Annotated in this window: 9 protein-coding genes; 2 read left to right on the top strand and 7 right to left on the bottom strand. The window is 60.5% G+C overall.

The window, feature by feature from the left end; all coding sequences use genetic code 11:
• Positions 1 to 16 precede the first annotated feature (16 nt).
• Positions 17 to 1,675, top strand: coding sequence for an amidohydrolase (locus tag PK28_RS07955; RefSeq protein WP_044516578.1), 1,659 nt, complete (start codon positions 17 to 19; stop codon positions 1,673 to 1,675).
• A gap of 177 nt (positions 1,676 to 1,852) precedes the next feature.
• Here PK28_RS07955 and PK28_RS07950 read toward each other — a convergent pair whose 3' ends face one another.
• The 7 genes from PK28_RS07950 to PK28_RS07920 form a co-directional block, all read right to left on the bottom strand.
• Positions 1,853 to 2,371 carry a DinB family protein gene (locus PK28_RS07950; RefSeq protein WP_044513154.1) on the bottom strand — a complete coding sequence of 173 codons (519 nt, stop codon included), beginning with the start codon at positions 2,369 to 2,371 and terminating at the stop codon, positions 1,853 to 1,855.
• Positions 2,372 to 2,430: 59 nt separating this feature from the next.
• Positions 2,431 to 3,831 (bottom strand): MFS transporter, encoded by a 1,401-nt coding sequence (locus PK28_RS07945; protein WP_044513152.1) that lies wholly within the window; start codon positions 3,829 to 3,831, stop codon positions 2,431 to 2,433.
• Positions 3,832 to 3,907: 76 nt separating this feature from the next.
• Positions 3,908 to 4,510 carry a nucleotidyltransferase family protein gene (locus tag PK28_RS07940; RefSeq protein WP_044513149.1) on the bottom strand — a complete coding sequence of 201 codons (603 nt, stop codon included), beginning with the start codon at positions 4,508 to 4,510 and terminating at the stop codon, positions 3,908 to 3,910.
• A 67-nt stretch (positions 4,511 to 4,577) separates the two neighbouring features.
• Positions 4,578 to 5,762 (bottom strand): XdhC family protein, encoded by a 1,185-nt coding sequence (locus tag PK28_RS07935; RefSeq protein WP_044513146.1) that lies wholly within the window; start codon positions 5,760 to 5,762, stop codon positions 4,578 to 4,580.
• 166 nt (positions 5,763 to 5,928) lie between these two features.
• Positions 5,929 to 8,238, bottom strand: a complete 2,310-nt coding sequence (locus PK28_RS07930; protein WP_044513143.1) for a xanthine dehydrogenase family protein molybdopterin-binding subunit — start codon at positions 8,236 to 8,238, stop codon at positions 5,929 to 5,931.
• 78 nt (positions 8,239 to 8,316) lie between these two features.
• Entirely contained in the window at positions 8,317 to 9,297 is a 981-nt protein-coding gene (locus PK28_RS07925; protein ID WP_044513140.1) for an FAD binding domain-containing protein, read from the bottom strand.
• The gene (locus PK28_RS07920; RefSeq protein ID WP_044513137.1) at positions 9,294 to 9,944 is read right to left on the bottom strand and encodes a (2Fe-2S)-binding protein; all 651 of its coding nucleotides are present in this window, start codon (positions 9,942 to 9,944) and stop codon (positions 9,294 to 9,296) included. Before PK28_RS07920 ends, PK28_RS07925 begins: the two co-directional genes overlap by 4 nt.
• A gap of 344 nt (positions 9,945 to 10,288) precedes the next feature.
• On the opposite strand from PK28_RS07920, the gene PK28_RS07915 reads away from it, so the two are divergent.
• A complete protein-coding gene (locus PK28_RS07915; RefSeq protein ID WP_044513134.1) occupies positions 10,289 to 14,059 on the top strand; it encodes a DUF8693 domain-containing protein in 3,771 nt (1,256 codons plus the stop codon).
• Positions 14,060 to 14,185: the final 126 nt, after the last annotated feature.

The raw sequence follows: 14,185 nt of genomic DNA, 5'->3' as shown, positions 1-14,185 counted from the left end.
TATGTACTTTCGCTGCATGACCCCATTGCTCCGCTACCTCCCCGTTCTGGCCCTACTGAGCAGCGCCGCCTGCCAGCCCTCTGCCTCCTCCCGCCAGCCCGCCGACCTGGTGGTGTATAACGCCACCGTATACACTGTTGATTCGGCCTTCAGCAAAGCCCAGGCTTTTGCCGTGAAAGATGGCCAGTTTCTGGCCGTAGGCTCCGCCGATGCTATTCGGGACAAATACCAGGGCGCACAGGAAGTAGATGCCAGAGGGCAGTTTGTGTACCCTGGCTTTTACGATGCCCACTGCCACTTCTACCGCTACGCCCTGGGCCTGCGCGATGCCAACCTGGTAGGTACTACCTCCTGGGCCGAGGTAGTGAGCAAGCTGCAGCAACACCGCCAAGCGCAGCCCCAGGCCGCCTGGCTTACCGGCCGCGGCTGGGACCAGAACGACTGGGCCAACAAGCAGTTTCCCACCAAAGACACGCTGGATGCGCTGTTCCCCAACACCCCGGTGTATATCATTCGGGTAGATGGGCACGCGGCACTGGTGAATCAGAAGGCGCTGGACCTGGCGGGCATTACCACCCGTACGCCCATCAGTGGCGGGGTTATTACCAAAGATGCCAACGGTAAGCTTACTGGTTTGCTGGTAGATAATGCCGTGGATCTGGTTTCCGTTAAGATTCCGGAGCCTACCCCGGCCGAAGCCGACAAGGCCCTGCTGCAGGCCCAGCAGCAATGCGTAGCCGTGGGCCTCACCAGCCTCGCCGATGCCGGCCTCGAAAAAGCCAACATCGACCGGATGGCGGCCCTGCATCAGCAAGGCAAGCTGAAAATGCGTCTGTACGCCATGCTGGCTCCCACAAAAGAAAACTTCGATTTCTACCTCAAAAACGGCCCCGTTTTCCAGGACCGCCTTACGGTATGCAGCTTTAAGATCTATGCCGATGGTGCCCTGGGCTCCCGCGGTGCCTGCCTGCTTCACCCCTACGCCGACCGGCCCAAAGAAACCGGCTTCCTGCTGTCTTCCGTGGCCGACTACCGCGCCCTGGCCAAGAAAATAGCGGCCAGCAAATTTCAGATGAACACCCACGCCATTGGTGATTCCAGCAACCGCCTGCTCCTGGATATTTACGGCGAGGCCCTAAAAGGCCAGAAAGACCGGCGCTGGCGCATAGAGCACGCCCAGGTAGTGAGCAAAGCCGATGTGCCCAAGTTTGGGGAATATGGCATTGTGCCCTCGGTGCAGCCCACGCACGCTACTTCTGATATGTACTGGGCCGGCGAGCGGCTGGGAGCTGAGCGCCTGAAAACCGCCTACGCCTTCAACGACCTGCGCAAGCAATACGGGCAGGTGGCCCTGGGCTCGGACTTCCCGGTGGAAGACATCAATCCGCTCTTTGGCTTTCATTCGGCCGTGGCCCGCCAGGATGCCAAGAACTACCCGGCCGGCGGTTTCCAGATGGAAAATGCCCTCAGCCGCCCCGATGCCCTGCGGGGCATGACCACCTGGGCCGCCCACGCCGCCTTCGAGGACAAGCAAAAAGGCAGCATCCGCCCCGGCCTGGCCGCCGACTTTGTGGTGCTGGATACGGATCTACTGGAAGCCCCCAAGGAGAAGCTGCGCGGCGCCAAAGTGCTCCGCACGTTTATTGCCGGCGAGCAGGTATTTGAGAAGAAATAGAAAAGCCTATCTAAAGTAAAGTACAAAAAAACGTGTCATCCTGAGCAAAGCGAAGGACTTTATCACGCAAGAACAAGTCGTTGTTACGATTATCGTTCAGCGTGATAAAGTCCTTCGCTTTGCTCAGGATGACACGTTTACTTTTTGAATTCAGATGGCTGGTTTGCGGTCAGGCGCTTACCGCTGCGGCGCTTCGTCGGCGGAGCCGCCGTAGATGGCGGGCACCGGGATATCCAGCAGGCGCAGGTACACGCTGAGCTGGCCGCGGTGATGAATCAGGTGGTTGAGCACCAGAATGCGCGCCACCATAGTGCGGGGCATGGCCATAATTACCTTCTCGTTATTGCGCATCGTCCACACGTCGTGGAAAGTAGCATCATCTACCCGGGACAAGGCGGCCTGAATGCTTTCGGCGTTTACGTCGAAGTGGCGCAGCAGCTCGTCGGTGGTGGTAGGTGCATCCGGGCGTTTGAGGGCTGCCATGTTAGTTTCGGCGCCCTGTAATGATATTTCCAGGAAGCCCACTAGGTTGGCCATATGCGAGGCCAGCGTGCCTAGCTTCATAGATTTGGGGTGAGGCTGCCAGTCGAATTTCTCGGTGGGCACGCGCTCCAGCAGGCGGCGCGTAATGGCAAGCTCCTGCTTTAGCTCCTGGCCCAGGGCCGCTTGCAGAGTAGAGTTGGAGGTAGTGGACATAGTTGAAATGGGTGGAATGGATAGGTGCTGCAGCAACACCAGACCGGGCCTGCCGGTTTTTACCGGTCGTAGCTCAGGCCGGTAGCCAGCTGTGGATCAGCCTCGTTTACTTCGCGCAGCTTCCTGCCCCGCAGCCGGAGCAGGAAAAACAGGCCCAGGATAAAGAACACGATGAGGGCCAGAATACTGTAGCGCATAGAGCCGGTAATTTGGGCAATGACGCCAAATACGGCGGTGCCAATCACAATGCTGAGCTTCTCCGTCACATCAAAAAAGCTGAAGAAAGAGGCCGTGTTGGGCGTGTTTTCCGGAATAATCTTGGAATAAGTGGAGCGCGACAAACTCTGAATGCCTCCCATAGTAAGCCCGATAACGGAAGCCAAAGCGTAGAACGACCAGCCCGCCTGCACAAAGTAGCCCGCAATGCAGATCAAAGCCCAAATCACCACCGACCAGCTCAGCGCCCGGGTATTTCCAATGGCCTCTGACAAGCGCGCAAACAGGTAAGCGCCCAGAATAGCTACTACCTGCAGCAGCAGGATGGTGATAATCAGGGAGGAGTCGTCCAGGTGCAGCTCGTCGGTGCCGAAGAGCGTGGCCACGTACATCACCGTTTGCACCCCCATATTGTAGGTGAAATAGGCCAGCAGAAACTTCTTCAGGTTGGGCAGATGCTGGAGCTGATTCCACACTTTGGCCAGCTCCCGGAAGCCATTCAGCACCCAACCACTGTCGCCATTGGTGGCACCAGCGGCGCGGCCGGGGTCTTTGGGCAGCGTGAAGAAGGGAATCTGGGCAAAACCGGCCCACCATAACCCCGTGAGCAAAAACGACAGCCGCGCGGCCTGGCCCTGGGAAACGCCAAACGTATCATGGAACTGGTTGATGACCAGGCAAATCACCAGCAGAATAACCGAGCCCACATACCCCATGGAAAAGCCCCGGGCGGAAAGCCGGTCATACTGGTCTTCGGAGGCAATATCCGGCAGGTAGGAGTTGTAGAACACAATAGAGCCCGAGAAGCCCACCGTGGCCGCAATAAAGATGAACGTGGAGGCTGTGAGCGTACTATCCGTAAAGAAGTACAGCCCGGCGCAGGAAGCAGCGCCCAGGTAGCAGAAAAACTGCAGAAACAGCTTCTTGCGGCCGGAATAATCGGCCAGCGAAGTTAGAAAAGGACTCAGCAGGGCAATAAGCAGGAACGCCGCGGAAATAGCATAAGTCAGCAGCGAGGAGCCCGGTATCTGCAGCCCCAGAAAATCGACGGGACTCTTGCCACTGTCGCTGTGCGTGATGGACTTAACCACGCCGCTCCAATAGATGGGAAAGATGGACGAGGTGATAACCAGCGGGTATACTGAGTTGGCCCAGTCATACATCGTCCAGCCGTTGGTAATGCGCTTGTTGTTTTTGGGAACTGCTACCGGAGCAGCTGCCGAAGCGGCAGAAATAGTAGTCATGAAGGCAGAATGAGAGGATGACGTTGGGCAAGATAGCGGGATTTTACTCATGCGCTTTCTCCCGGTTGTGGGTTGGTCAGCGCACCTGAGTAGCAGGAGGCTCTTGCAGCAGGCGTTCATACTGCGCGGGGGTATCTATATCCAGCGCCGCCGCCGGAAATGCCACGGCGGCTACCCAGGCGGGATGTTGCTGCAGCAGCTGGCGGGCGCCGGCACCATCGGGCAGGGCGCGCAATAGTGGCAGCATGTCCGGCGCAAACAGTACCGGCACCCCGCTGATGCCCTCGTATTCGGTGGCAGTGATGGGCAATGAATTCTGCTGGTGCTCCTGGTGCAAGCGGCGTAGCAGCTCCGGGGTTATCAGAGGCTGGTCGCAGAGCATGATGAGTACGCTGGTTACGGGGCCGGCTGCTTCGGCCACCACAAGTCCCGCTTTGATGGATGAGCCCATCCCCCGCTCCCACTCCTGATTGCGCGTTACAGTGACCGGCAAATCGGCCAGTTCCGGCAGCAGCAGCTCGTGCAAAGCACCCGTCACTACCACCACCGGGCCCAGGTTGGCAGCCACGGCTGTTTCTGCTGCCCGCCGCAACAAAGACTTTCCTTCAAAATGTAAAAGCTGCTTGGGTTGTCCTAAGCGGGAAGAAGAGCCGGCAGCCAGAAGCAGTAGGGTGGGCATAGGTATTTATTCATTGTCATCCTGAGCTTTGCGAAGGATGACAGAAAGCAAAAGCTGTGGAAATGGATTATAAACTGCAGGTAACCTCTACCCTGCCTTCTCTCAAATATGGAGCATCTGCCTGTAAGGGCGGGTGAATGGGGTGCGGCGAATCCCGCAGGAAACCCGCGGGCCGGCCAGCCAGCACCGCCTGAATTTCGGCCACCACGGACAGAGCTATTTCTTCCGGCGTTTCGGCACCCAGGTTTAGCCCCACCGGACTGTATACGCGGCCGGCCAGCCGCTGCGCCGCTTCCGGAAAGTCCTGCTGCAAATCCGTCAGGAGCCGCTCATATTTTTTGCGCGGGCCCAGCAAGCCAATGTAGCGCGGGGGGCCGGGGAGCAGATGCCGCAGCACCGCCAGATCATAGTAATAATTGTGCGTCATCAGCAGGACAAAGCCATCAGTAGCAGGCTGATGTGGCACTTGCTCCAGGGGCAGCACCCGCACGGTTTCGGCCTCCGGAAAGCGCCTGGCCTGCGCCTGGGCCGGCCGGCCATCTACTACCGAAACCCGCCAGCCTAAACCAGCCGCCAGCCGCACCAGCGGCTGCACGTCATTGCCCGCCCCGTAAACCGTAAGCCCAACCGGCGGCCGCAGTATTTCCAGACTAACCCCCATATTACCAGCCCCCACAGCATAGCGGCGCGTGGCCGGCTGCCCGGCCAATAAAACCGCCCGGGCATCGGCTAATATAGCTTCGTACCCTTCGGTTTCTACGGCAATGGTACCTTCCAGCCGGCCGCTGGCAGTCAGCAAAAGCCGATGCCCAACTTGCGCTGCCTCTTGGCTTTCCACGCTGTAGATGGTGGCCAGCACGCCCATTTCTTCCGGCCCGGTGGCCCAGCGGCGCAGGAGTTCCATCGGGTTATCGGGGTTCTGAAAATCGAGGGGTTCCAGCAGAATCTGCACCACGCCCTGGCACCCCAGCGCCGAGCCAAACTGCAGGTCGTCATCGGGGTCGGTGGAGTCATAGGTGATGAGCGTGGGGCGGCCCTGCTGAATGGTGCGGCGGGCGCGCTGGCGGGCATCCCCTTCCAGACAGCCCCCGCTGATAGCACCCGTCAGCTGCCCGTCATCCGTTACCAGCATGCGGGCGCCCGGTCGCCGGTAGGCCGAGCCGGCCACCGCTACCACGGAGGCCAGCGCACAGGCCTGCCCCGCAGCCCGGTAGGCATCGTAGGCATGTAGCAGGCGTTGTAGCTCCGTCATGTTATTTTAAGCTCTTGGCTGATGGCTAATGAAGCTGTAGAAAGTAGAACATCATGCGGAGCAAAGCGAAGCATCTCGCGTGCTGATGTTGCAATGGTAATCTGATGACGCGAGCAAGATGCTTTGCTCTGCATGACGTTCTGGGGACTCTCTAAACAGCTAAAAGCTAAACTGCTGCTTGCCCCAGCAGCTTATCCGGCGTAATGGGCAGGCTGCGGATGCGTTTCCCGGTGGCATGATACACGGCATTGGCCACGGCCGCGGCCACGCCCACCATGCCCAGCTCGCCGATGCCCTTCACCCCCATGGCATTGATGTAGGGGTCCTTTTCGTCCACAAACTCAATGGTCATGTCCGGAATATCGGCCTGCACAGGTACGTGGTAGCCGGCCAGGTCAGAATTCACGTAGCGGGCAAAGTTCTGGTCGCGCTCGGTGGCTTCCATCAGCGCGGAGCCGATGCCGAAAATAGCGCCGCCAATCATCTGGCTGCGGGCGGTTTTGGCGTTGAGGATGCGGCCGGCGCCGTGCACGCCCACCCAGCGCGTTACGCGTACGGTGCCCAGCTCGGGGTCTACCTTCACCTCGCAGAAATGCGCGCCAAAAGAGTGCATGGAGTACTCTTTGGGCTGCCCGCCGGAGTCCGTGGTTTTATCGTCGCCCTCAAAGCCGGCGCCGTAGCGGCCCATGCCTGTGCTTTCGATATCAGAGAGCCGGGCGCGCTCCAGGATGGCGGCAAAAGGCTCCGCTTTGCTGCGGTCCTTCTTCAGCATCAGCTTACCCCCTTCCACTACAATATCTTCCGGCTTGGCCCGGTACAAGGGTGATTTTTTGTCGCCGATAGCCAGCTCCTTCACCTTGCGCCACACATCCTGCGCGGCCACAAAAATAGACGAGGACACCGTGCCTGCGGCTACGGAGCCACCGGAGTTAGGCGCCGTGGGCAGCGTGGTATCGCCCAGCTCAAACCGGATGCGCTCCGGCGGCAGGCCCAGCACATCGGCGGCGGTTTGCGTCATTACGGTGTAAGTGCCGGTGCCCAGATCCGTGGCGCCGCTTTGCACTACGGCGCGCCCATCAGCAAACAGCCGGATGCGGGCCGTGCCCTGGGAGCTGTGCACCGGGTAGCTGGCGGTGGCCATGCCCATGCCCACCAGGTAGCGACCCTCGCGGGTCTGGCCGGGCTTGGGGTTGCGCTTGCTCCACCCAAACAGCTCGGCGCCGCGGGCGTAGCACTCCTTCAGGCTCTTGCTCGACCACGCTTTCCCATCGTTGGGGTCTTTATCGGCGTAATTCCGCAGCCGGATTTCAATGGGGTCGAGGCCGAGCTGGTAAGCAATATCATCCAGCGAAGACTCAATGGCGAACGAGCCCGGGGCCTCCCCGGGGGCGCGCATAAAGGTGGAGGGCATCACATTGGCGCGGGCCAACTGGTAGGTGGCCTCAAAATTGGGGCTGGCGTACAGCATGCCAATAATCTTGCTGTTCGACTCGGCGTAATTGTCCCAGGGCGACGTAGTGGAGGTTTTTTCGTGGATCAGGGCCGTGATTTTGCCTTCCTTGGTGGCGCCCACCTGCAAGGTCTGGGTCTGGTCTTCGCGGTGGCCCAGGGAGGTAAACATCTGGGGCCGGGTGAGCACCAGTTTTACCGGGCGGCCCACTCCACGGGCTACCTGCGCGGCCAATACCGTGTGCGGCCAGCAGGAGCCTTTGCAGCCAAAGCCGCCACCCAGGTATTGGGTAATGACGCGCACCTGGTCGCGGGGCAGGCCAAACGTGGCGGCCAGAGAAGTCTGAGTACGGGTAATGCCCTGGGTGGCGTCATATACCGTGAGGCGGTTGCCTTCCCATACCGCGGTGGTAGCACCGGGCTCCATGGGGTTGTGGTGGTTGATGGCGTGCGTGTAGGTGGCCTTGTGCTGCACCGCCGACTGGGCAAATACCGCCTTGGGGTTGCCGCGCACTTTCCGCGCCGGCACCTTACCATCCTGAATAGCCAGGGGGTCAAAAAGCTTGGCTTTGGGGTCCAGGAAGCTGGCAATGGGCTCGTTGGCCTGGTAGCTTACTTTCACCAGCGTGGCGGCATGCTGGGCTCGCTCCAGGGAATCGGCTACTACCACGGCAATGGGCTGGTTGGCGTACTGCACCTCGTTGTTAGAGAGGGGCATGTACTTCATGGGCGGGGTCCAGCCTTTGGGCCGGTCGGGGCTGTCGGGCAGCACGGCCAGCTTGGGAATGTTCTGGTGGGTGAATACGGCCAGCACGCCCGGCGCCCGCCCGGCCTCGTTGGTATCCAGCGTTACCCTGGCATTGGCTACGGCGCTGGTGACCAGCACGGCATACGTAAGCCCCGGCAGCGGAAACTCGGCTGAGTACCGGGCCGCGCCCGTCACCTTCGCCCGACCATCTACCCGGTCCATGGGCTTGCCCACTACCCCACCGGCGGGCTGTTCAAAAAACTTTGGTTCACTGCTCATGTAATCAATCCTTTAGCATCTGAAGCGCGGCACGAAGCAAACGAGCCCACCCTACTGATTATCAATTTCTTAAATACCTTAACCAGCCACTTCCTGCAGGGCCCGCACCAGCGTGTTCTGCGCCAGCTCTACCTTGAAAGCGTTGTGCTTCTGGGGGTTGGCTCCCTGCACCGCCAGCGCGGCCGCCGCCCGAAAATTCTCTTCCGTGGGTGCTTTGCCTACCAGCAGCTGCTCGGCGGCCTGAGCACGCCAGGGCTTGGTGCCCACGCTGCCCAGAGCTACCCTAGCCGAGCGGATAATGCCGCCCTGCACATCGAGCCCCACCGCCGCCGACACCAGCGCAAAGGCATAGCTGGCCCGGTCGCGCACTTTCAGGTATTTGGATTTGCGGGCGTGCGCGGCGGCCGGCACGGTAACAGCCGTAATCAGCTCGCCGGGCTCCAGCGTGGTTTCGCGCTGGGGCGTGTTGCCGGGCGTGAGGTAAAAGTCCAGCAGGGGCACGCGGCGGGCTTTGCCTTTGGCGCTTTCCAGGTGCAGCACGGCATCCAGGGCAATGAGGGCCACGGCCAGGTCGCCGGGGTAGGTGGCGATGCACTGCTCGCTGGTGCCCAGAATAGCGTGGTTGCGGTTTTCACCGTTGATGGCCGGGCAGCCCGAGCCGGGCTGGCGCTTGTTGCAGGGAAAAGCCGTATCCCGAAAGTAGCCGCAACGAGTGCGCTGCAGCAGGTTGCCCCCGATGCTGGCCATGTTGCGCAGCTGGGGCGAGGCCGCCAGCAGCAACGCCTCCGAAACGGCCGGATACTGCTGCATCACCATGGGGTTTTCGCCCACGTCGCTCATGCGCTCCATGGCCCCGATGCGCAGGCCATCGGCGGTTTCCGAAATACCTTTGAATGGAAGGGAATTGATATCAACAAGCTGGCTGGGCTGCAGCACGTTCAGCTTCATGAGGTCCAGCAGCGTGGTGCCGCCGGCCAGGTAAGCCGCCTGCTTGTCGTCGCGGAAGGCGCCGGTGACCTGTTTGGCCGAGGCCGCAGTTTGAAAGGCGAAGTTGTTCATGACTTGCTGCCTCCTTTCCCGGCTACTTCCTTAATAGCGGCCACAATGTTGGGGTAGGCGCCGCAGCGGCAGAGGTTGCCGCTCATCCATTCCCGGATTTCGGCGTCGGTTTTGGTGTGGCCTTCCTGCACGCAGGCTACGGCCGAGCAAATCTGGCCGGGGGTGCAGTAGCCGCACTGGAAGCCGTCGTGCTTGAGGAAAGCGGCCTGCATGGGGTGCAGCTCCTCCCCTTTCGCCAGGCCTTCGATGGTGGTAATGTCCTTGCCCTGGGTGGTAATGGCCAGGGTGAGGCAGCTGTTTACGCGGCGGCCATCTACCAGCACCGTGCAGGCGCCGCACTGGCCCTGGTCGCAGCCTTTTTTGGAGCCTGTGAGGCCCATATTTTCCCGCAGGGCATCCAGCAGCGTAACCCGTGGCTCCAGCCGCAGGGTGCGCAGGGTGCCGTTCACCTTCAGCTTCATTTCCGTGGCGCCTTCCACCTTGCTGGTGTAGGCGGCCAGCCGCTCCGCCTGGCTTACGAAGGGCGGCGCTACGGCCAGGCCCAGAATGCCGGAAGCCTGCTTGATAAAGGTTCGGCGGGAGCCGTCATTGGGGCGCTGCTCCGGCGGCGGGTCATTGCCCGTGGGGTCGAAAGAATCAGGATGCATAAAACAAGCGGCTGGTTTCGGATAGAGAAGATACGGCATTCGCCAAAAAAGGGGACGCCACGCAGTAATTCCGGGAGTTCCAGAAAATAAAGCTTCAGAATGGAAAAAGGTTATCACATCAGATTATACCATGATTTTTTAGGATCACATAATGATGTGATTCCCTGGAATTACCTGAAAATGATTCCGATGTTTGCCTCGCTATTCTATGAAAATGCTATTGAAGCCCAGCCCGTTGGCGGGCCACGCCCTGCCCGGGGCCTGTTAGTACTGCTTTTCTGAACACCTGCTTCCGGCGCTATGCCGAAGCGCTGCTTTTCCCTCCATATTTTCTACTACAAGCTATGAAACAACCTTACCAAGCCGGCCGGCTTCAGCCTACCAATGGCCGACCGGGCCCCCAGAAATTTTTATTGAAAGCAAAAGCGTGGCTTTTTCTGCTGGCCTCTCTGTTGAGCCTGGGAGCCTATGCCGCCCCTACCAACGACTTATGCGCCAATGCTACCACCCTGACGGCCGCGGCTACCTGCACTCCGCTTTCCGGTACCCTTTTCCAGGCCAGCGGCTCGGGCCCGGCGGCCAGCGTGGGCCAGGCCGATGATGATGTGTGGTACAAGTTTGTGGCTACTTCCCGGCAGCACACCATCACCCTAAACCCAACCGGCGGCACTGACTTGGTGCAGCAGCTATTTTCCGGCTCCTGCGGCAGTCTGGTAGCCATCAAATCATCAGACCCCGAGACGATGGTGGTGCCCGGCCTCACCATTGGGGCTACCTATTATCTGCGGGTGTACTCCTACTACAACAGCCCGACTACGGCAGCCAGCGGCGCCTTCACCATTTGCCTGAATAACCCCGGGGCCGCGCCGGCCAATGATGAATGCGCCAGTGCCGTTGTGGTTACGCCTAGCAAAACCTGCACCGGCCTGGCCGGCACGGTAGCCGGAGCCACCCCCTCCGACCCGGATGCTACCACCGGCGAAGCCAACGATGACGTGTGGTACTCGTTTGTGGCCACCTCCACGCAGCATATCATTACGGTAAACCCCACCGGCAGCACCGATATGGTGCACCAGCTTTTCCGGGGCAGCTGCGGCGCGCTTACGCCGCTGTTCTCTTCGGATAATAAGGCCATGACGGCCACCAACCTCACGCCGGGAGCCACCTATTACGTGCGGGTGTATTCCTACTTTAATGCGCAGTATGGGGGCAACGATGCCCGGTTTACTATCTGCATCGATAAGCCCGACGCGCCGCCCGTGAATGATAACTGCGCCAGTGCTATCAGCCTGACGCCGGGCCTCACCTGCCAGCCCATAAGCGGCACGCTCTTCAGCGCTACGCAGACTACCCTGCCCAATGATGGGGCCTGCGGCAAGCCGGATGATGACGTGTGGTACTCTTTTGTAGCCGCGGCATCTACGCAGGGTATTTCCGTGGACCCCAACAGTGCCCTGGATATAGCCCTGGAGCTGCGCTCCGGCGCCTGCCCCGGCACCAAGCTGCGCTGCAAAGACCAGGCAGGCGCCGGCCTCACTGATTCCATTAGCGCCAAAAACCTGACCCCCGGCGCCACCTACTACGTGCGGGTGTATTCCTACGCTGCTACCCCGACGACAGAAACTACAGGCACTTTTACTATCTGCCTGACCACGCCTAAAGTATGTGACGCACCAACGGCCCTAACGGCCACCAACCTGACCGCCACCACTGCTACGCTGGGTTTTACCGCCAGCGCCGGCGGGGCTTCCTTTAAGCTGGAATATGGCGCAAAAGGCTTTACGCCCGGCGCCGGTACTGTTAAAACCATCAGCAGCTCGCCTACTACCATTTCCGGACTAACTGCCGGCACGCAGTATGATTTCTACGTGACCCAAACCTGCTCCAATGGCCTGACCAGTGTGCGGGTGGGCCCCAAGAGCTTCAGTACCACCGCGGCGGTGTGCGCGGTGCCTACCAACCTGAATACAACCGGTATTACCACCTCTGGCGCTACCCTTAACTGGTCGGCGGGGGCGGGCACCGTGGCCTCCTACCGCGTGGAGTATGGCAAGCAGGGCTTTACGCCGGGCACCGGCACGGTGCTCACCGTAATCGGCGCCAGCAGCAAGCCGCTTACCGGCCTGACGCCCAATACTGCCTACCAGTTCTACGTGCGCCAGAACTGCGGACCCGGAATAGATAGCCCGGTAGCCGGCCCCGTGGCCTTTAAAACACTGGCGCTGGGCGACCTTATTGTGGACAAGCAGATGAACGTGCAGGGCACCTACAACAACGTAACCGTTACCCGCACCGGCACGGCTATCCTGACGGGCCCTCTCACAGCCGCTCAGAATATGACGGTGCAGGCAGGTGGAGTTATACGGACGGGTGCTTTCCTGGCCAGTGCCACCACGTTTAACCTGGCGGAAGGCGCTACTCTGGAAATTGGGGCAGCAGAGGGCATTTCTGCCAACGGCACCACGGGCAGTGTACGGGGCACCACGCTCACCTTCAGCCCCAACGCCAACTACGTGTACAACGGTAGCGCCGCCCAGGTTACCGGCCTGGGCCTGCCCCAGCAGGTACGCAGCCTGCAGGTGAGCGGCACGACGCCGCTCACGCTTACCCGCGAGCTGAACGTGCTGCAGCTGCTGAGCCTGAAACAGAACCTGGTGACCAACGGCAAAACTCTCACGCTGCGCTCCTCGGCCGCCGGCTCGGCGGTGGTGCATAACAATGGCGGCACTGTAGTGGGCAATGCTGTGGTGCAGCATTTTCTGCCGGCCCATCCCAACGGTACGGCTACCGAACATTTCCTGTCTTCGCCGGTGCAAAGCGCCACGGTGGCCGACCTGACTACGCCCGGCTTTACGCCCGTAGTAAACCCGGCTTACAACACGGCTGCCGACCCCAGCAAAGTAACGCCCTACCCCACCGTTTTCCGCTACGACCAGGCCCGCGTAACCAGCATGGGCACCGGCGCTGCTGATTTTCAGAAAGGCTGGCTTTCGCCCGCGGCCACTACCGAAGTACTCACGCCGGGCAAAGGCTACGTGGCTACCATTGGGCCTAATGCCAGCAACATGGATTTTGTAGGCACCCTGACCAACGGCTCCCTCACGGTAAACAACCTGGCCCGGGGCAAGCAGCCGCAGGCAGGCTGGCACCTGCTCGGCAACCCCTACCCTTCGCCCATCGACTGGACCAAGCTGTACCCGGCTACCACCGGCCTGGATGCCGCCGTGTATGTACTGAAGCCAACCGGAGCCTATAGCGCCTCGGTAAACGGGGTGGGTGGCAGCCCGATAATTGAAAGCGGCGAAGGGTTTCTGGCCCACGTAAGCGCGGCAGGCACGCCGGGCAGTATTTCGTTTACCAATGCGGCCCGCGTTACTACTTTTGCAGCGCGCACTTCTACGCCGCCCGTCACGGAAACCCGGCCTTTACTGCAGCTGGGCCTCAGCCGCAACGGCATCGGCGATACACTGTTTGTCTACTTCCAGCAGGGCGCTACCGCTGGTTTCGACCGCACTTTTGATGCCTACAAAGTACCCGCGGCTGATGTGCCGCAGCTGGCCGCAGTAGCCGGGGCCGCGCAGCTGGCCATTGATGGGCGCCCGGCCCTGGGGGCCACGGATGTGGAAATACCGCTGGCTGTTAACGCGCCGGAGGCCGGCAGCTATTTATTCCGGGCCAAGCACCTGCTGAATATGCCCGCTACTACTTTTGTCTACCTGCGGGATGCGCAAACGGGCAAAAATATAGACCTCAAGCTGCTGCCTACCTACAGTTTCTCCGTAGCAGCCGCCGGCCTCAACCAGACGCGCTTCTCCCTGGTGTTCACCCGCAATGCCATTACGGCCACGCTACCGGAACAGCTGCGCAGCCAGGTTGCCGTATATCCCAACCCGGCGCATGACCAGCTGAGCCTGCAACTGGGCCGTGAGCTGGCGCGCCAGGGCGTGCAGGTGCAGTTATTTAATCCGCTGGGCCAGCAGGTAATGCAACAGCATTTCCCAAGGGGTACCGCCGGCGAAAAGCAGCTGCCGCTGCGGGGCCTGGCCCCGGGTGTGTACCTGTTGCGCCTTATGGTGGCAGAAGGCAGCATGACCCAGCGCATCATAGTGGAATAACTTTCCGTAGCTATTGCTAAAACACCCCGGCTGCCAGCTCCGGCAGCCGGGGTGTTTTTTTGTGCCGGCCGCCTGCACAACGCCCTACGCCCGGAACCCGTTATGGCAGCATCCTTTTCGGCTTTC

The organism is Hymenobacter sp. DG25B (assembly GCF_000801315.1).
Classification (GTDB): domain Bacteria; phylum Bacteroidota; class Bacteroidia; order Cytophagales; family Hymenobacteraceae; genus Hymenobacter.
This window is presented reverse-complemented; position numbering and strand designations above follow the sequence as displayed.

Excerpts from the sequence above, each read along its gene's own strand:
- PK28_RS07950 (WP_044513154.1), bottom strand. The coding sequence starts at position 2,371 with ATGTCCACTACCTCCAACTCTACTCTGCAAGCGGCCCTGGGCCAGGAG.
- PK28_RS07920 (WP_044513137.1), bottom strand. The coding sequence starts at position 9,944 with ATGCATCCTGATTCTTTCGACCCCACGGGCAATGACCCGCCGCCGGAG.
- PK28_RS07945 (WP_044513152.1), bottom strand. The coding sequence starts at position 3,831 with ATGACTACTATTTCTGCCGCTTCGGCAGCTGCTCCGGTAGCAGTTCCC.
- PK28_RS07915 (WP_044513134.1), top strand. The coding sequence starts at position 10,289 with ATGAAACAACCTTACCAAGCCGGCCGGCTTCAGCCTACCAATGGCCGA.
- PK28_RS07940 (WP_044513149.1), bottom strand. The coding sequence starts at position 4,510 with ATGCCCACCCTACTGCTTCTGGCTGCCGGCTCTTCTTCCCGCTTAGGA.
- PK28_RS07955 (WP_044516578.1), top strand. The coding sequence starts at position 17 with ATGACCCCATTGCTCCGCTACCTCCCCGTTCTGGCCCTACTGAGCAGC.
- PK28_RS07930 (WP_044513143.1), bottom strand. The coding sequence starts at position 8,238 with ATGAGCAGTGAACCAAAGTTTTTTGAACAGCCCGCCGGTGGGGTAGTG.
- PK28_RS07925 (WP_044513140.1), bottom strand. The coding sequence starts at position 9,297 with ATGAACAACTTCGCCTTTCAAACTGCGGCCTCGGCCAAACAGGTCACC.
- PK28_RS07935 (WP_044513146.1), bottom strand. The coding sequence starts at position 5,762 with ATGACGGAGCTACAACGCCTGCTACATGCCTACGATGCCTACCGGGCT.